An 18,283-nucleotide genomic window follows, 5' to 3' on the forward strand; every position below is an offset into this window, starting at 1 on the left:
GACCGAAGCTGCCGCAACCGCGGCCGATCAACGACGGGAGGTTCGTCATGTCTCAATTCGTCTCTCACTTTGAAAAGAACGCGATTGTCGGAGAACCCGAGGTCGTCGAAGACTTCCCCACCGTGCGTTCGCTCGCGTCGCATCCAGCCTGGCTCCGCCTGAAAGATGCGGCGGTGGCCGTTCAAGCCGTCCAGATCAAAGACGGCTCGGTGCCCGACGAGGCCGACAAACCGGCCGCAGTGCAGCACATCGGCCGGATCCTCTCTTCGATCGAGGAGCTCTCCCCGCACTTCCCCCACGATGCGACGTATCTGGCTGCCCTCGCCGACGATTTCCGGCGGTGGGTCTCGGAAGACCTCGGCGTTCCCGACTTCCTCGACTCGCTGGCCGCCTTCCAGCCGCAGCAGCACCGCGTCGACGGGCTCGGCCACCTCGTCGTCTTCCCGATGTACACGCAGAACGGCAGCACGAACCGGCTTGTGGAGGCGGTTCTCGTCGAGGTCATCTGGCCGGAGTTCGTCGCCGAGCTGGAGGCCGGAGAATACGGCAACAAGCTTTTCGTGCCGCTGAGATTCGTCGACTTCACCCCCGGCTACGACACCAACTCGGCGGTGCTGTTCCCCGAGACGGTGGCGATGCGCGAGATCCCGACCTTCACCTGGGGAGCCATCTTCCAAGACCGCGAGGCCGCTCGCTACCGCCGCGTGGTGCGGGCGGCGAGCGAGATCACCAAGATCGCGCTTCCGGCCGACGCGTCCGCGATGCTAGACGACCAGAAGCTCACGGAGGAGACCTTCGTGATGTGGGATCTCATCCACGATCGCAGCCACATGCGCGGCGACCTGCCGTTCGATCCGTTCATGATCAAACAGCGCATGCCCTTCTTCCTCTACTCCCTCGAAGAGCTGCGCTGCGATCTGACGGCGTTCCGCGAATCGGTGCGGCTCGAGCGCGAGCTCGGCGCCCTGCCGGAGGCAGAGCTGTCAGACGCGCAACGGCAGATCCGCGACCACGCCCACCTCGTGCAATACGCGGTGATCTTCGATCGCATCTTCCGGTTCGCGATCACCGGCGGCCGCGTGCGCAACTACGACGGTCTGGGCGGCCAGCTGTTGTTCGCCTGGATGCACCAGCACGACGTTCTGCACTGGACCGACACACAGCTCACCATCGACTGGCAGAACGTCCCCGACGTGGTGGTCGCCCTGAGCGATCAGATCAATGAGCTCTACTGGCGTTCCATCGACCGGCCGAAGGTGGCTCACTGGCTGGCGGCATACGAGATGCTCACGAAGACGCTCACGCCGAACCCGGCATCGCAGTGGGCCCGAGGACTGCCCGACGAGATCCTGGCCGGCGTGCCGAAGGGCTACACGGATGCCGTCCTCGACGACGAGTTCCCGCTCTCGATGTTCTATGAGGCGCTGAATAAGAAGATGGCCGCGGTCATCGAGTCGACAGCGGGCATCACCGGGGAGTCGGAGGGCCGGTGAGCAGCGAGCACGTCGCGACGGCCCGGGCGGAGACGCCCGGGCCGCTCGCGGAGAGAACCGTCCTCATCGCCGGCGCGACGAGCGCGAGCGGCGAAGCCGTCGCGCGTGCCCTCGTCGCGGCGGGCGCCACGGTGCTCGCCGTCGGAACCCGCCCGCAGGCGCTGGACGCGCTCGCGGCGGCGGTGCCAGGCGTCGACACCCGGGTCTGCGACCTCGCCGACCGTTCGGCCGTCGCTGAACTGGCGATGCGCATCCACCTCAAGTTCGGCGACATCGACGGTCTCGTGCACCTCGTCGGCGGCTGGCGCGGTGGCGGCGGGATCGCCGGCCAGAGCGACGACGACTGGGCCTTCCTCGAGCGCTCGTTCGCGACCCTGCGCAACACGTCGCGGGTGTTCTACGACGACCTCGTCGCCTCCCCCGCGGGCCGGCTCGCGATCGTCTCGTCGACCGCGGTCGACCGGCCCGCCGCCGGCGGCGCGAACTACGCGGCGGCCAAAGCGGCAGCGGATGCGTGGACCCGCGCGATCGCGCAGGGCTTCGCCAAGACGGCACCGAATGCTGCGGCGGCCATCTTCGTCGTCACCACGCTCGCCGGGCTGGAGGACGAGCTCGCCCGCCGCATCGTCGACCTGTGGTCGGTCGAGCCCACGACCGTCAACGGCGTGCGTCAGGTGCTCACCGCACCGCCGTCGCAACCCGACGGGTCCGCCGATCCTGCGAGGATAGTGACGTGACGCTACAACTCCACGACCTCGCCCTCCGCGGCTTCGCCTCCGACAACTACGCGGGTGTGCACCCCGAGATCCTCGACGCCATCGCGGCGGCCAATGAGGGCCACCAGATCGCCTACGGCGAAGACGTCTACACCGCTCGCCTGCACGAGGTGTTCGCCGAACATTTCGGCGAAGGCGTGCAGGTGTTCCCGGTGTTCAACGGAACCGGTGCCAATGTGGTCGGACTGCAATCGATGATCCCCCGCTGGGGTGCGGTCGTCTGCGCGAAGACCGCCCACATCAACACCGACGAAGCCGGCGCACCCGAACGCGTAGCCGGCATGAAGCTGCTCCCGGTCGAGACACCGGACGGCAAACTGACACCCGAACTCATCGATCGCGAAGCCTGGGGCTGGGGAGACGAGCACCGCGCGCAACCGCTCGTCGTCTCGATCACGCAGACCACCGAGGTCGGCACGGCGTATACGGTCGAGGAGATCAGGGCCATCGCCGATCATGCGCACTCGCTCGGCATGAAGCTCCACATGGACGGCGCCCGCATCTCCAACGCCGCCGCCGCACTCGGTCTTCCGCTTCGCGCGTTCACCACCGACGCCGGCGTCGACGTGCTCAGCTTCGGCGGCACCAAGAACGGCATGCTCTACGGCGAGGCTGTCGTCGTGCTCAATCCCGACGCCTCCGAGGGCCTCCTCTACCTGCGCAAGCTGAACATGCAGCTCGCCTCCAAGATGCGCTTCATCTCGGCCCAGCTGATCGCGATGCTCACCGACGAGCTGTGGCTGCGCTCGGCCTCGCACGCCAATGCGATGGCGGCCCGCCTGCGCGCGGCAATCGAAACGGGGATCGCCGACGGCAGCATCCCGGGCGTGGGCTTCAGCCAGGCGACCGAGTCGAACGGCGTGTTCGCCACCCTGCCGGCCGGCGTCGCCGACCGGCTGCGTGAGCATTTCCGCTTCTACGACTGGAATGCTGCGAACAACGAAGTGCGCTGGATGTGCTCGTTCGACACCACCGAGCACGACATCGACGCCTTCGTCGCGGCCTTGCGCGAAGAGCTCGCAGTCTGACTCGACCGCACCGGGAGCGGTTACACTGGACCGATCGCCCTACTGGACCATTCCTTCTACTGGAATGACACTCCTACTGGGGTACAAATCGTGTCCTCATTTTGACCCACACGGCGCTCTTTTCGGTTAGAGTTCAAGAGTCGACAGAGGAACCCGAATATCCTCCGCCGATAACCCCGAAACGTATGCCGGGCGCGTGAACCATCCCTAGGGTTCATGCACCCGGCATCGTGGTTTAACGGCACCCTCGAGTGGGCGCGACCCGTCCGCAGGTATTCACACGGTTCGAGACGCGCAATGGCCGGGCGCGTACGCTCGAGGCATGGATGTCAGCCCTCCGGTCACCGAGCGGCGCACCGTCACGGTGGATGCGCGCGAACGGACACTCCTCCTTGTTCGCGACGAGCATCCCGCTGAGCATCCCGCCCTCGTCTTGCTCTTCCACGGGTCGAACCAGACCGGGGAGCGTCTGCGCGAGTTCGCGGGCCGGGCGTTCGACGGCTTCACCACGAACGGCTCGGCGATCGTCGCATACCTGGACGGTTACGGCAAACACTGGAACGACGCCCGCACTGCCATCGACTTCGCGGCCCGCCGCGACGATGTCGACGATGCGGGGTTCGCAGCGGCGGTGATCGACTTCGCGGTCGCCCGGTTCGGGGTCGACCGCGGGAGGGTCTTCGCGGTCGGCTATTCGAACGGAGGGCAGCTGGTCGAACGACTGCTGCTCGAGACACCCGAGCGGCTGGCCGGCGCGGCGCTGATCGCGGCCACGCTTCCGGCGGCCGAGAACCTCGCGGTGCACCCCGTGGACGGGCCGGCTGTGCCGACCGTCCTCTTTCACGGCACGAAGGATCCTCTGGTCCCCTACGACGGCGGGATGGCGAGCCTGTGGGGTTTCCGCCCGCGCGGGCTCGGCGTCTCCGCTCTCGCCACCGCGGCGTTCTTCGCGAAGCGCAACGGGATCACCGCCGTGCCGACCACCGCGCCGCTGCGGCACCGTGTCGAATCCGGACCCACCCGGGTCGAGCGCACCGACTATCGCCAGAACGGCCACGCTCCGGTGACGCTGTACACGATCGTGGGCGGCGGTCACACCATCCCCGGCTCCCAGAATGCGCCCAGGACTCTCGGCGCGACCGCGCACGACATCGACGCCGCCGCCCTCATCGCCGACTTCTTCGCCCTCACCCGCGCCGCCCCCACCCGACCGCTCCGTTGAGGGACGAGAGTGGGCGGGGGTCAGTAGGGTTAAGGGGTGGACATCGATTCGATCGACCGGAAGATCATCGACCAGCTGCGCATGGACGGACGGCGCTCGTTCGCCGTCATCGGACGCAACGTCGGCCTCTCGGAGGCGAGCGTCCGCGCGCGGTACCGGCGGCTGTCGAAGGCCGGCATCGTTCAGGTCGTCGGAATGGCGGACGCTCCGAAACTGGGCGACATCGAGGTGCACGTCGCCATCCGGGTGCGCGGGGTGACGGTCGCGAGCGTGGCGAAACAGCTCGTCGCCATCCCGGAGATCAAGTTCGTGGCGAGCGCGGTCGGCGCGTACGACCTGATCGTCGACCTGCGCTGCGAGAGCGTGGTGCACCTGTCCGGCATCCTCAGCGAACGCATCCGCCGGGTCAACGGCGTGCACGTGGTGGAGACGCTGACCGTGCTGGAGGTCATGAAAGACACCTACCTCTGGGCCGGCTTCCGCGAAGACTCGACGCCGTACACACAGCAGGTCATCCGGCGCCGGACGGGCGCTGTCGCCCGGTGACCGTGCGACCCACCGGCGGGCCGGGTCAGGTGGGGTTCTGGCCGGCGCTCTGCTGCAGGCCGACCCAGGAGTAGTCCTTGAACAGTTCAAGGAGCACGAGCTCGTCGATGTCCGCGACCCCCGGCAGCCGGCGCACGTCGTCGAGCAGGGTGACCAGCTGGTCGAGGTCGCGACAGGTCGCCTCGATGTAGATGTCCCGCGCGCCCGTGCCGAGGGCGACATGGTTGACCATGGCCATCTCGGCGAGGTTCTTGGCCACCGCCCGCGGCGAATGGTCGCGCACGCTGATCATGAGGCGCACCGATTGGTGGCCGAGGGTCAGCGGGTTGCACAGGGCGACGATGCGCAGGATGTCCAGCTCCTGCAGGCGAGCGACCCGCGTTCGCACCGTCGCCTCACTCACCTCGAGCTGCTGGGCGATCTCCGTGTACGGACGGCGGCCGTCTCGGGTGAGCAGCTCGATGAGCTTGCGGTCGGTGTCGTCGATCATGGTCTGCCTCGGGTCGTCGGGTCGAGCAGAAGACTAACCCGCGAGGCTGGGAGCGTCCGCGAGTCGGGCCGCCGCCACGAGGGATCGGGTCGCCTCGATGAGCTCCCGGTTGCCGGCGGCCGGCGAGCCGTCGGGCAGGGTGAGGCCGTCCTCCAGCCCGATGCGAAGTTCGCAGCCGTCTTCGATCGCCGCGTTGACGACGGGCCAGACCGTCTGATCGAACCCGTGGTAGAGCAGCGGTGCGACGACACCCGCCTCGCGAAGCGCGGCAGCCATGCTGCGGCAGTGCGCCACGGCGACGACCGGGTCGACGTCTTCAGGTTCGATCAGGATGCGCACATTCCGGTGGAGCGTCGACGAGGCGAGGAGGGCGGGCACGTCGGCCAGCGACCACACCGCGCTCTCCAGCACCATTCCCCTGCTGACGACCAGTTCGGCGGCCTCAGCGGCGCCCTCCTCGCTGAAGGCGACGGACGCGAAGTCGGGCAGCGCATCCTCGGGCCAGCCGGCGATCAGGCGTTGTCGTTCCTCGTGACCCGAGCAGGTCCAGAGACCGGTGGTCGTCCCGATAGCGGCACCGGGCGCCGCCGCGCGGAACGCCCGCACCATCGCACCGATCTCGTTCGGGTGGATGGTCTGGTCGCCCGAGCCGGTGCGCGCATGGGCGTGCACGACGGTGGCGCCGGCGGCGATGGCTTCGGCCCCGCTGCGAGCGATCTGCTCGGCGGTGAGGGGCACGGTCGCGATGTCGGACGGACGTCGTCCGCCGTTGATGGCGGCCTTGAGGAGCATGAGGAACCTTTCGAAACGGGTGGTCGGTGGTGCGTGGGGCGGTGCCGCCGGCGGCGGATCAGCGCGCGGAGAGGAATCTCTCGATCGCGGCGGTCGCCCCGGTGAGCTCGCCCAGGCGGCCACCGGCCTCGAGCTCGCGGATGAGGTCGGGCTCTTCCGCGTCGTCTTCGAGCGCGGTGTCGATGAGCGCCTGGAGCGTCGCCACGGAGGCGAACAGCACGCCGTTGGAGTCGGCGAGGACGACATCGCCGGGGTTCACCGTGACGCCTCCGCAGGTCACCGGGACGTTCAGCGCCCCGCTGTCGATGTCGTGGAGTTTCGTGGTGAGCACGCTGAGGCCGCGCGCGTAGACCGGAAGGCCGAGGGCGCGGATCTCATCGATGTCGGTGGCGGCGCCGTCGACGATCGCACCGGCGGCGCCCCTCAGGCTGAGCGCCGTGGCGACGACCTGGCCGAGCGGCGCATGCCGCGTATCCCCGCCGGTGTCGATCACCGCGACGTCGCCGGGGCGGATCAGCCCGGCGGCGTGATGGAGCATCGTCGAGTCGGTGGCGGTGGTCCGCACGGTCACAGCGCGGCCGACCACCCGAGCGGTTCCGGCGAACCGTTGAAGCCCGGGCTCGGCGAAACCCTCCTCCAGGTAGTGGCCGAGGGTGGGGAACGAGACGCGGTGCAGCTTCTCGACGAGTTCCGGAGGCAGGGTGGGCGAGTCGGCGCCGATGCGGATGGGCATGGGTCTCCTAGGGTGTCGGGGTACGGATTCGATGACGGTCGTTCGGGGCGGTCAGAGGCTGATCGTCGTGTTCAGTCGCCGGTTCTCCAGCACGGGGAGGATCGCGCGCGCCTCATCGGTGCGCGCCTGAGAGATCGTGGCGATGGCAAGCCCATACGACTCGTCGCCCAACGCCGAACGGACGACGCCCAGAGGATCGACGATCATGCTGGAGCCGATGCAGTCGGGCGAGGCCGAGCCCGCCGCGACCAGCCAGGAGGTGCTCTCGATGGCCCGGGCTCGGAGCAGCGTGCGCCAGTGGTCCTCCTTCAGCGCGCCGCCCACCCACGCCGCCGACACCGATATGAGGTCGGCGCCGAGGTCGATGAGGCTGCGCGTCAGCTCAGGGAACCGCAGGTCGTAGCAGTTCACGAGGCCGATCAGGAAGCCACCGAGCTCGACGACGACGGGGTTGGCGTCGCCGGGCGTGACGTAGTCCGACTCGCGATAGGCGAAGGCGTCGTAGAGGTGCAGTTTGCGGTAGGAGGCGAGCTGTGCGCCCGACGCGTCGAAGACGACGATGGTGTTGAACGGCCGTTCGGTGTCGCTTCCCTCGTACCCGGCGGCGATGATCGCGATGCGATGCTCCCTCGCCAGCCCCGCGACGAAGTCGACGAACACCGGCCACTCCCGGCGGGCGAGATCGCCCAGGTCTTCGTCGACACCATCGGCCAGGAGCATCGCCTCTTCGGGGAGCACCAGGAGATCGACCCCCTCGCTCGCCGCTTCGGCCGCCAGGGCGGCGATGGTCGCACGGTTGGCGGCGGGATCGGTGGTCGGGGCGAGCTGCCCGGCTGCGACCTTCATGGGTGACCTTTCGGGGAGGGGTGAGTGGTGGGGAGACGCTCAGGAGCTGAGCACGCGGGCGTCGGCCACAGCCCAGGAAGCCCAGACGGGTGAGCCCGGTGCGAGCGTCGAGAGGCCGTCATCCGGCTCCCCGCTCGATCGCGTCGCCTTGAGCTCGGCCCCGCCGTCGGTGCGGATGCGGTACCGCCACTCGTCGCCGAGGAACACGGCGTCGAGCAACCGGGCGGAGACGGCGCCGACACGCTCGGTGCCCGCCTCGACTCGGATATCCGGCCCGTCCGCCGACAGGGACACGCGCTCGGGCCGGATCGCGAGGCTGACCGCCTGGCCGGCCCCCGCATCCGGCACCGGGTTCACCGGCACCGGCCCGAGACCGGCGACCTCGACCGAGGCGCCAGCGGGGGTGGAGTGGTAGACGGCGTCGAGCAGGTTGCAGTTGCCGATGAACCCGGCGACGAACCGGTTGGCGGGTTCGTCATAGATCGCGCGCGGCGTGTCCACCTGGAGGACACGGCCGTCCGACATCACGGCGATGCGATCCGACATGGTGAGCGCCTCCTCCTGGTCGTGTGTCACGTAGACGAACGTGATGCCGACCTCGCGCTGCATCCGCTTGAGCTCAGTCTGCATTTCCTTGCGGAGCTGCTGGTCGAGCGCGCCGAGCGGCTCGTCGAGCAGCACCACCGAAGGCCGGGAGACGATCGCCCGGGCGAGGGCGACCCGCTGGCGCTGACCGCCGGAGAGCTCGTTCGGCTTGCGGCCGGCGAACTTCTCCATGCGCACCAGCGCCAGCGCCTCGGCGATCGACTCGTCGGGTCGCGGGAACTTCTTGCGCCCGCGCACCTTGAGCTCGAACCCGATGTTGTCGCGCACCGACAGGTGCGGGAACAAGGCGTAACTCTGGAACAGCATGTTCAGGTCGCGCTTGCGCGTCGGCAGCTTCTCCACAGACTGCCCGGCCAGCTCGATCCGGCCGGCGGTCGGCGTCTCGAACCCGGTGATCATCCGCATCAACGTCGTCTTGCCGCAACCCGACGGCCCGAGGATCGAGAAGAACTCGTTGTCGCGGATGCGCAGGTCGAGCGGCTGCACCACGGTGGTGGTGCCGAACGTCTTGGTGACGCCGGTGAGCTGAATGGCTGTCGTGTCGGTCATGTCATCTGTTCCCTTGCAGAGTCGGTCGGCTACGAGGCTTTGACCTTGGTCCAGCCCTGCTGGAAGAAGGTCAGCGCCTTGCCGGGGTCGACGATGAACTCGCTGTTCTTCAGCTGCTCGGCCGACGGGTAGACCGCGACGCTGTCGAGCGAGGCTTTGTCGGTGATCTCCTTCTTCGCCGCCTCGTTCGCGCTGGCGCTCCCACCGTCGTCGGTCGCCATCGCGGCGATTTTCGGTTCGAGCGTGAAGTTCAGCCACTTGTATGCGGCGTCGGCGTGCGGCGCATCCTTGGCGATGGAGAAGCCGTCGACCCAGAGCGTGCCGCCCTCCTTCGGGATGACGAACTTCACGTCAGGGTTGTCGGCGACGACCTTCGCGATCGCACTGCCGCCGTAGGATTCGGCGACGCAGGCATCACCGGAGGCGAGGAGGTCGGCGTAGTTGGAGGAGTTGTATCCGGCCAGCAGCGGCTTCTGGTCGAGCAGGGACTGCGTCGCTTTCGCGATGTCCTTCTCGCTGGTCGAGGTCGCCTTGAGGCCGTTGACCTGCAGCGCGGGGATGTACGCGCTGAGCATGTTGTCGAGCATGTAGATCTTGCCCTTGTACGCCGGGTCCCACAGCGCATCCCAGCTGGTGAGCTCCTTGCCGCCGGTGCATTTGGTGTTGTAGGCCAGGCCGGTGGTGCCCCAGATCCACGGGACGCTGTACTCGTTGCCCTTGTCGTAGCTCGGGTCGGCGAACTTGGCGGCCAGGTTGTCGAGGCCCGTGATCTTGGAGTGGTCGAGCTTCTGCACGAGCTCCTGGCCGACGAGCTGCTGCACCGCGTACTGGCTGGGCTCGACGATGTCGTAGCCGGAGCCACCGGCCGCGAGCTTGGAGATCATCGTCTCGTTGGCGTCGAACGTGTCGACGGTGACGGTGATGCCCGTCTCTTTCTCGAATGCGGCGATGACGCTCTTGGGGATCTCGTCGGCCCAGGCGTAGATGTTGAGCTGTTTGGAGGCGGGCGATGAACCGCCCGCGTTTCCGGAACCGCTTGAACACGCGGTCAGGCCGATGGCTGCGACCGCGGCGACCGCGATCAGTGCTGTGCGTTTCATGGAGCCTTCTCTTTCGAGGGTGGGGTGGGGGTCGAATTGCGGGGGTTTACTCGGGCGGTGCAGTGGCGGGGCCGGATGGGCTCGCCAGGATCCGGCGCATCTGTTGGATGCCCACGGAGAGGACGATGACGAAGGTCAGGACGATCAGCAGCGTTCCCAGAGCGTTGAGCTCGGGCGTGAGCCCGGTCTTCAGCAGGGAGTACACGCGCAGCGGCATCGTGGTGGAGCCGACGCCGTTGACGAACGTCGAGATCACGATGTTGCCGAGCGAGACGGTGAAGGCGAGCAGCCAGGAGGCGACGATCGAGGAGCGAAGCAGGGGGAACAGCACCCGGGTGAACGTCTGCCAGGGCGTACAGCCGAGATCGGCGGCCGCCTCGATGAGGCTCGGGTCGAGGGTGCGGAAGGCACCGATCATGATCAGGGTGGTGAGCGGCAGCGTGATGATGAGGTGCCCGAGCACCAGGGTGAGGATGCCGAGCGGCACATGCAGAAAGCTGAAGACGCTGAGCAGCGCGACGCCGAGCACGATCTCGGGCACGATCAGCGGGAGGACGATCGCCCCGAGGATGAGCCGCGAGCCCTTCAGGTTGTAGCGGACCAATCCGATCGAGGCGAGCAATCCGATGACGGTGGCGACGGAGGCCGCAAGCACACCGACCACGACGCTGATGAGCAGGGTCTGCAACAGGGCGTCGTCGGCGAACAGCTCCCCGTACCAGCGCAGGCTGAAGCCCTCCCAGCGGTAGCTGGCCGACGAGGCGTTGAACGAGTAGACGATCACGGCCACGATCGGGATGTAGAGGAAGACGAGCACGAGGCGGGCGATCCACGAGGTCACGCGTTCCATCAGGCGGCCTTCCTCTCTCGACGTCCGCGGCGGGCGATGAGACCGGCGACGACCATCGCGAGGAGCATGAGGCCGAGCAGCACCATCGACATGGCCGCGCCCATCGGCTGGTTGCGGAACTCCGTGTACAGCGTCACGATCATGTTGCCGACCAGCTGGTTCTTTCCCCCGCCGAGCAGCACCGGGATGACGAAGACGCCGAGCGTGGGGATGAACGTGAGCATCGCCGCGGCGACGATACCGGTGGAGCTCAGGGGGACGAGCACGCGGAAGTGGGTCTGCCACCACCCGCATCCGAGGTCGGCCGCAGCCTCTTTGACCGACGGGTCGATGCTGCGCATGCTCGCATAGATGGGGAAGATCGCGGTGGGGAGGAACGCGTAGAGCAGACCCATCACGACCGCACCCTGGCTCGGGATGAGGCTGAGGTTCGCCGTGTCGACCCCTGCCGCCTCGAGGATGCCGAACACCGGTCCGCCGCGGCCGAGCAGGGTGATCCAGGAGAAGGTGCGGACCAGGAAGTCCGTCCAGAACGGGACGATGATCAGCAGGAGCAGCAGGGACTGTCGCGACGGCGGCCGCGAGACGATGTAGTACGAGACGATGTAGCCGACGACGAGACAGACGACGGTGTTGAGGAGCGCCATCCCGAGGCTGTAGCCGAGAACCTTCGCGTAGACCGGGTCGAGCAAATGCGCGTAGTTGTCGAGGGTGAACCCGCCGGTCACACCGCCGTAGACGTTGCTCTCCGCGAACGAGTTGCGGGCGACGAGAAGGATGGGCACGATCGCCAGACCGAGCACAGCGACGATCGCCGGTGCGAGCAGCAGCCAGCCTCCGAGAGTTCTCGGCCGTCGGCGGGGTGCCGGCCGCAGCGTCTCCCGGCCCCCGGCTTCCTGCCCCGTCGGCGCGGAAGCGTCGGGTGTGCCCGGCTTCCGGGTCTCGGCTTGCAGCCGCAACGTTTGTCCGCTCATGCGCTGTCACGCACCTCCATCAATCGATCCGATTGTTGATCCATTGTTGGGCGCGCGTTCACCGTTCAGATACGGGTGGCCGCCACGAGATCAGTGGAGCAAGCGTTACATGCTGACGCATTTCGAAGCGACCGCTCCCGAACCGACCCACCCCGGACGGCAGCGAAAAGCGGCACAAGCATCGATATGGAGCTGCTTTCGATGCGTGTGCCGCTTCTCAACGGAGAGCCGGGGTGAGCAGGGGTCAGACGAGGGCGGGTTCGGGAGTGGGGGACTTCTTGGGGCGGCGGGTGGGGGGCTCGGTGGGAGTGGGTTCCGTTGCGGGGGTGGCGATGGGAGCACCGGCGGGAGCCGGAGCACCGGGGGCGACACGGGCGACGAACTCCTCCAGCCAGGGGACGAGGTCCGGGCCGAGGTCGGGACGGTCGGCGGCCAGCTGCACGATGGCTTTGATGTAGTCGAGGCGGTCACCAGTGTCGTAGCGGCGGCCTCTGAAGATGACGCCGTGCACCCCACCCGTCCAATCCGGGGCGCAGGCGAGGCCCTGGAGGGCGTCGGTCAGCTGGATCTCGCCGCCCTTGCCCGGCTCGGTCTTCTCGAGGATGTCGAAGATCTCGGGGCGCAGCACGTAACGGCCGATCACCGCGTAACAGGAGGGGGCGTTGTCGCGGTCCGGCTTCTCGACCAGGCCCGTGATGCGCACCACATCCGGTTCGTCGGTGGCCACGACAGCGGCAGCGCCGTAGAGGTGGATCTGGCTCGGGTCCACCTCCATCAGGGCGACGACGGTGGTGTTCCGTTCGCGCTGCACGTCGAGCATCCGGGTGAGCAAGGGGTCTCGGGCGTCGATGATGTCGTCGCCGAGCAGCACGGCGAACGGCTCGTGCCCGATGTGCATCTTGGCGCGCAGCACGGCGTGGCCGAGGCCTTTGGGGTCGCCCTGGCGCACGTAGTGCATATCGGCGAGGCCGGTGGAGTGGTTCACCTTCTGCAGACGGTCGGTGTCGCCTTTGCGGGCGAGCGTGTCCTCCAGTTCGGTGGCGCGATCGAAGTGGTTCTCGAGCGCATTCTTATTGCGCCCGGTGACGAGCAGCACATCGTGGAGTCCGGAGCTGACGGCCTCCTCCACCACGTACTGAATGGCCGGCTTGTCGACGACGGGCAGCATCTCCTTCGGCATCGCCTTGGTGGCGGGCAGGAAGCGGGTTCCGAGTCCGGCGGCGGGGATGACGGCTTTTGTCACATAGTGGGTCACGGTGTACTCCTGAACGGTCGACGGTCGAGACGGTAAAGAGGGAAGTGGAAGACGGATGCGGCGGCTCAGCGCACCGCGAGCTCGGCGAGGTCGTCGGCGAGCGGCGCCGCCTCAGGAACACGGCCCATCGACTGCACGCTCCAGCCGGCCCGGCTCCAGGCGGTCGCGTCGAGGCAGTTGCGGGCGTCGATGACGCTGCGGTGCTTGACCTTCTCACCGACGATGACCGGGTCGAGGTCGACGAACTCGGGCCACTCCGTGAGTACGACGGTCACATCGGCTCCGGCCACCGCTTCGTCGACCGAGGCGGCGTAGCCGAGGGTCGGGAACATGCGTTGGGCGGTGCCGCCGGCCTGGGGGTCGTAGACGACCACCTGCGCCCCGCGAAGGTGCAGAGCGGCCGCCACATTGAGCGCCGGCGAGTCGCGCACATCGTCGGTGTGCGGTTTGAATGCCGCGCCGAGAACGCCGATGCGGCGGTTGAGAACGGAGCCTCCGCAGGCTTTCAGGGCGAGGTCGATCACCCGTTGGCGACGCCCCATGTTGATCTCGTCCACCTGCTGAAGCAGCCCGACGGCCGCGAAAGCGCCGAGTTCGCTCGACCGGTGCATCAGCGCGCGGATGTCTTTGGGCAGGCAGCCGCCACCGAAGCCGAGGCCCGCGTTGAGGAACTGGCGGCCGATGCGCTTGTCGTGGCCGAGCGCATCCGCCAGCAGAGCGACATCCGCTCCGGCGGCGTCGCAGATCTCGGAGATGGCGTTGATGAACGAGATCTTCGTGGCGAGGAACGCGTTCGCGCTCACTTTCACGAGCTCGGCGGTGGGCAGGTCGGCCGTGAGAACCGGCGTGCCGCCGGCGATCGGCTGTGCGTACACCTGCCGCAGCACGGCTTCGGCGTGTGCGGACGCGCCGCCGAAGACGAGCCGGTCGGGTGCGAGCGTGTCTTCGACCGCCTTGCCCTCCCGCAGGAATTCGGGATTCCAGACGACCTCCGCCTGGAGCCCGCGCGGGGCGGCGTCGGCCACGATCGCGCGCAGACGCGCGGCCGTGCCGACGGGGACCGTCGACTTGCCGACGATCAGCCCGTCGTGGGTGAGGTTCTCCGCGATCGACCGTGCCGCCGACTCGACGTAGCTCAGGTTTGCGGCGAAACTCCCGGACTGCTGCGGCGTACCGACGCAGATGAAGTGCACATCCGACGCCGCGGTCGCCTCGGCGATGTCGATGGTGAACCGCAGCCGCCCGGAGGCGGCATGCCGTTTGATGAGCTCGGGCAGACCCGGCTCGAAGAATGGGACGCGGCCCTCGCTCAGCTCGTCGACCTTGTGCTGATCGGTGTCGACGCCGATCACCTCGAACCCGAGTTCGGCCATCGCAGCCGCGTGGGTCGCCCCGAGGTAGCCGGTGCCGATCACGCTGATACGGGGAACGGGGAGGTCTTTCGTGGTCTTCTTCATGGTGCTGTCCTTTCGCGGGGTGCGGCTAGCGCGCCGGGGTGAGCGTGAAGCGGTCTTCGGGTCTGGTGAGGCCCGCGATGAACGCCGACAATGAGTCGGCCCGGGAGTCGATACGCCAGTCGTTCGTCGCTCGGACGCCCTCCACATAGCTGGTGACGGCGAGGTTGAACCAGGAGAACCCGACGATGTCGGCGTTCTCGGGTTTGCCCATCGCGTCGAAGAACGAGGTGATCCAAGCGGGTTTGTGGCCGTCGGTCTCCGAGGCCCCGACCTCCGAGAGCATGATCGGTTTCGTGGTCAGGGCGCGCAGCGCCTTGAGACTCGGCCCGAACGTGTAGTCGAAGGTGAAGTTGTTGTCGGCCTTGTACGGCGGGCGCAGGTAGCCGGAGAGACCGACCCAGTCGACGTAGGCGTCACCCGGGTAGAGCGAGTCGAGGTAGCCGGCGACCTTGTGGCTCGCGGGGAGGTTGTTCACGATGTTCGGCGACCACACCCACATCACAAGGGAGTTGGCCCCCTCCTGCTGGAAGATGTCGTGCACGTGCCGCCACATCTTCACGTAGTCGCCGGCGCTGTTCCCGTTGATCGACTTGCCTGAGCCGTCGGTCTCGGCCCAGGGATACCAGATGCCGTTCATTTCGTGGTCGAGACGGATGGCGAGCGGCAGCCCTGTGGCGACGATGTCTTTCGCGTACGTGTGCAGGTAGGCATCGAAGTCGCCTCCGATGATCTTCGGGAGGGAGTACGCCGGTGCGTCCACAGTGTCGTTGCCATCGGTGATCGGGCGGGACTCCCAGGTCATCATCGGCAGTCGGCCGTTCTGCCACGCACGGGTGACCGCGTTGGCCCGGAAGCTCTCATCCCATCCGCTGAAGTAGCCGACGACGTTCGGCTGCACGCCGATCTTCGCGCTCGTGGCGTCGAAGGTCGCCCAGTTGAAGGGCGCCTGCTCCGTGTACATGCCGAAGTAGCGCGAGGCCGGCGTGAGGAGCTGCGCCTTGGCCGGGGCGGTGATCGGAGTCGGCGGCGTGGCTCCCGACCCCTTTCCGGGCGAGGGTTTGGCACCGGATGCGGTCCCCGTCTTCGTTCCGGCGACCGCCCCGACCGCGGCCTTCGCCTGGGCGAGGGCATTCTCGGCGATGGTGGCGCGTTGCTGTGCCTGGGCGAGCTGTTTGGCCGTGCTGGCCTGGGCGGCGAGAGCCTTCGCCTGCACGGCGGAGAGCTTGCCCTTCTGGGAGGCGATGGTGGCCGTGGCGCTTGCCAGGCTCTTCTTGAGCTTGGTGTTCTCGCCGGCGAGCGGGTTCACCGCTTCGACGGCGGCGTTCACCACGCTGCGAACCGGGCTGGTCGGGGAGGACCAGACGAAGTAGGAGATGCCGCTGAGCACGACTGCAAGCACGAGGAACGCCGCGGCGGTGGCTTGTGAGCGGGATTTGCTTTGCGCCCACCAGGTGACGGTGTTGTCAGACAAGGAACAGAGCCTCCAGGGTCAGGATCGCGATACCGATCACGTAGGGGATGGCGGCGAGGGGGTTGAGCCGGCGGCGTTCGGCGCGCGTGTTCGACGGCGCGGCAGCACTCTGAGCGGCGGCCTTGCGCGTCTCGGCACGGGTGGCGAGCGCGGTCGAGGTGGTGAGCCCGCCGACCGCGTCAGGCAGCGACGGCGAGGTCGTCGGACCGGAGGCACCGGAGGCACCGGAGGCACCGGTGGAGTCGTCGGCCGAGTCGATCGCCGCATCGGACGCGTCGATCTCGTGGTCGGCCGTGATCTCGTTCGGACCGCCCGCATAGGCCCCGGCCCGGGTGCCCCACCCGCTGGCGTGCGCCATGCGGAAGAACCCGAGCAACCGGATCGGCATGAGGAAGAACGTCGAGACGATGATGAACACGGGCAGCCGGAAGAAGTCGGTCGGCTTCTCGGAGAGGTGACGGATCTGCCGGATGGACATGCTGATCACCGAGGAGACGACCATCAGCGCGATCACCGCCAGCACGCCCGTCTGCACGCCGTAGGCGTTGAGGAACCCCTCGTAGAGGTTGTAGCCCTGCCCGGTGATCGACCGGTAGATCCAGCCGAGGAGCACGCCGAACAGCACGAACGGCAGGATGATGTCGGTGATGAAGAAGAACGCCAGCAGCGGCGCGTGACCGAGCATCCACGGCAGCATCCGCAGCGTGTTGTACTGGCTGCCGCGGGCCCAGCGCAGCTGCTGCTTGAACAGCTTCTTCACCTTGAGCGGCGCATCCGTGTAGACGAGGCTGGTGTGCTGGTAGACGGTGCGATAGCCCTCTTTGAGTGTGAGGTTGGTGAGGGTTCGGTCGTCGGAGACTTCAAGGAAGACGCCGAGGAACTTCTCGGTCATGAACTTGTCCATGACGCGCATCAGGATCGAACGGCGGAAGGCGATCGTGCGCCCGGGGAGGCAGCCGATCTGGCCGACCACACTCTGAGCGGGCATCGAGTACAGCGCCCGCGAGTTCTCGAGCCAGTCGGCCCAGCGGGTGATCCAGCTGCGCTCGGGCTCCAGGATGCGCTGCTTCGTCGTCACCCCGCCAACGCGTTCGTCGGCGAACGGCTTGACGAGTTCCCGGAGTGCGTCGGGCATCCACACGGTGTCGGAGTCGACGAGCACGGTGATGTCTCCCGTGGACATCCGCGTGCCGATCATCACGGCGTTGCGCTTGCCCGGGATGGGCGTGTGCACCCAGCGCACCAGCGGCGCGAACTCCTCGCACACCTCGACGAGCCCGGGGTTCGGCGCACCGTTGATGACGACGATGATCTCGCCCGGCTTCTGCTCGACCATGCGGCCGAGCACATCCCGGAACAGGTCGAGCGGCTCGTCGACGACCGGCACGACGACGCTCGTGGAGATGTCCACGTCGTCGACGTACGGCCGGTAGCGGCGCGAGATGATCACCTTGAGGAGCCAGATGAACCAGATGAGGGCGGAGTACACCGCGAAGAGATAGAGGTCGGGATGTCCGTCGAGCATGTGACGGATCTGCAGGATGAAAATGAACACGAAGGAGACCTTTCGTGGTCGAGGCGTCGATGTCCGCGGCGTCGGGGACCTGGTCAGGATTCGGTTGATCTCGTTTCTAGCGGCACCCGTTCGGGGCGCGCAAGGCGCGGATTTCGACGGTCGGGTCGCCGTGGGAGGGTGCGGACGGTGCCGCCGGAGGAGGGTGCGCCGCACCCGATGTCCGTCGGGAAGGGGACACGGGATCCGTGTCGGCACTCTGGGGGACACCCCCTCGATCGGGGGTCAGGGAACGGCCGGTCAGGCGACCATTCCACAACGGCGACGACGACCGGTCGATTTCGGTCGCCCGATCGAGTTGTCCCCCGGCTTGTACCCCGGTTCGAGGGGCGGAAATCGACCAGAAATGCGCCCCTGAATGCCGCCTGAACTCTCTGAGAATTTACACATTTGTAACAAACCGTTCAGGCTCGGTGCACTCCGGCTGTCGGCGTTTCGGGGGACATGAGCCGGGCGGGAATACCGTCCGGATTGATGTGTTTACATAGATTGGCAATGGAGCCGCACCCATTATCCGTTCGA

At 67.5% G+C, this 18,283-nt stretch carries 17 protein-coding genes; 5 read left to right on the forward strand and 12 right to left on the reverse strand.

Annotated elements, in window-relative coordinates; translation table 11 throughout:
* Nucleotides 1-47 precede the first annotated feature (47 nt).
* The 5 genes from K5L49_RS10805 to K5L49_RS10825 all read left to right on the forward strand — a co-directional run bounded on the left by K5L49_RS10805 (nt 48) and on the right by K5L49_RS10825 (nt 5,065).
* Nucleotides 48-1,493 (forward strand): DUF6421 family protein, encoded by a 1,446-nt coding sequence (locus K5L49_RS10805; protein ID WP_223692657.1) that lies wholly within the window; start codon nt 48-50, stop codon nt 1,491-1,493.
* Nucleotides 1,490-2,230 (forward strand): SDR family NAD(P)-dependent oxidoreductase, encoded by a 741-nt coding sequence (locus K5L49_RS10810; protein ID WP_374107683.1) that lies wholly within the window; start codon nt 1,490-1,492, stop codon nt 2,228-2,230. Before K5L49_RS10805 ends, K5L49_RS10810 begins: the two co-directional genes overlap by 4 nt.
* Nucleotides 2,227-3,297 carry a threonine aldolase family protein gene (locus K5L49_RS10815; protein WP_223692659.1) on the forward strand — a complete coding sequence of 357 codons (1,071 nt, stop codon included), beginning with the start codon at nt 2,227-2,229 and terminating at the stop codon, nt 3,295-3,297. Before K5L49_RS10810 ends, K5L49_RS10815 begins: the two co-directional genes overlap by 4 nt.
* Before the next feature lie 322 nt (nt 3,298-3,619).
* Nucleotides 3,620-4,519, forward strand: a complete 900-nt coding sequence (locus tag K5L49_RS10820) for an alpha/beta hydrolase family esterase (RefSeq protein ID WP_223692661.1) — start codon at nt 3,620-3,622, stop codon at nt 4,517-4,519.
* 36 nt (nt 4,520-4,555) lie between these two features.
* Complete coding sequence (locus K5L49_RS10825) at nt 4,556-5,065, forward strand: Lrp/AsnC family transcriptional regulator (RefSeq protein ID WP_223692662.1); 510 nt, start codon at nt 4,556-4,558, stop codon at nt 5,063-5,065.
* Between the two features lie 25 nt (nt 5,066-5,090).
* On the opposite strand, the gene K5L49_RS10830 is transcribed toward K5L49_RS10825, so the two are convergent.
* The 12 genes from K5L49_RS10830 to K5L49_RS10885 form a co-directional block, all read right to left on the reverse strand.
* A complete protein-coding gene (locus tag K5L49_RS10830; protein ID WP_223692664.1) occupies nt 5,091-5,555 on the reverse strand; it encodes an Lrp/AsnC family transcriptional regulator in 465 nt (154 codons plus the stop codon).
* A 33-nt stretch (nt 5,556-5,588) separates the two neighbouring features.
* Complete coding sequence (locus K5L49_RS10835; protein ID WP_223692666.1) at nt 5,589-6,347, reverse strand: 3-keto-5-aminohexanoate cleavage protein; 759 nt, start codon at nt 6,345-6,347, stop codon at nt 5,589-5,591.
* Between the two features lie 58 nt (nt 6,348-6,405).
* Entirely contained in the window at nt 6,406-7,080 is a 675-nt protein-coding gene (locus K5L49_RS10840; protein WP_223692668.1) for an RraA family protein, read from the reverse strand.
* A 51-nt stretch (nt 7,081-7,131) separates the two neighbouring features.
* The gene (locus tag K5L49_RS10845; protein ID WP_223692670.1) at nt 7,132-7,926 is read right to left on the reverse strand and encodes a carbon-nitrogen hydrolase family protein; all 795 of its coding nucleotides are present in this window, start codon (nt 7,924-7,926) and stop codon (nt 7,132-7,134) included.
* Between the two features lie 39 nt (nt 7,927-7,965).
* Nucleotides 7,966-9,081: an ABC transporter ATP-binding protein gene (locus K5L49_RS10850; RefSeq protein ID WP_223692672.1), complete on the reverse strand. Its 1,116-nt coding sequence runs from the start codon at nt 9,079-9,081 to the stop codon at nt 7,966-7,968.
* 29 nt (nt 9,082-9,110) lie between these two features.
* Nucleotides 9,111-10,181, reverse strand: coding sequence for an ABC transporter substrate-binding protein (locus K5L49_RS10855; RefSeq protein ID WP_223692673.1), 1,071 nt, complete (start codon nt 10,179-10,181; stop codon nt 9,111-9,113).
* Between the two features lie 46 nt (nt 10,182-10,227).
* Nucleotides 10,228-11,031 carry an ABC transporter permease gene (locus K5L49_RS10860; protein WP_223692674.1) on the reverse strand — a complete coding sequence of 268 codons (804 nt, stop codon included), beginning with the start codon at nt 11,029-11,031 and terminating at the stop codon, nt 10,228-10,230.
* Nucleotides 11,031-12,005 (reverse strand): ABC transporter permease, encoded by a 975-nt coding sequence (locus K5L49_RS10865; RefSeq protein ID WP_223692675.1) that lies wholly within the window; start codon nt 12,003-12,005, stop codon nt 11,031-11,033. Before K5L49_RS10865 ends, K5L49_RS10860 begins: the two co-directional genes overlap by 1 nt.
* A 244-nt stretch (nt 12,006-12,249) precedes the next feature.
* Nucleotides 12,250-13,260, reverse strand: a complete 1,011-nt coding sequence (locus K5L49_RS10870; protein ID WP_223692676.1) for a UTP--glucose-1-phosphate uridylyltransferase — start codon at nt 13,258-13,260, stop codon at nt 12,250-12,252.
* A 65-nt stretch (nt 13,261-13,325) separates the two neighbouring features.
* Complete coding sequence (locus tag K5L49_RS10875; RefSeq protein ID WP_223692677.1) at nt 13,326-14,717, reverse strand: UDP-glucose dehydrogenase family protein; 1,392 nt, start codon at nt 14,715-14,717, stop codon at nt 13,326-13,328.
* Between the two features lie 25 nt (nt 14,718-14,742).
* On the reverse strand, nt 14,743-16,188 hold the full coding sequence (locus tag K5L49_RS10880) for a glycoside hydrolase family 26 protein (protein ID WP_223692678.1): 1,446 nt from the start codon (nt 16,186-16,188) through the stop codon (nt 14,743-14,745).
* Nucleotides 16,181-17,743, reverse strand: a complete 1,563-nt coding sequence (locus K5L49_RS10885) for a glycosyltransferase family 2 protein (protein ID WP_223692679.1) — start codon at nt 17,741-17,743, stop codon at nt 16,181-16,183. Before K5L49_RS10885 ends, K5L49_RS10880 begins: the two co-directional genes overlap by 8 nt.
* Nucleotides 17,744-18,283: the final 540 nt, after the last annotated feature.

The organism is Leifsonia poae (assembly GCF_020009625.1).
Taxonomy (GTDB): domain Bacteria; phylum Actinomycetota; class Actinomycetes; order Actinomycetales; family Microbacteriaceae; genus Leifsonia; species Leifsonia poae_A.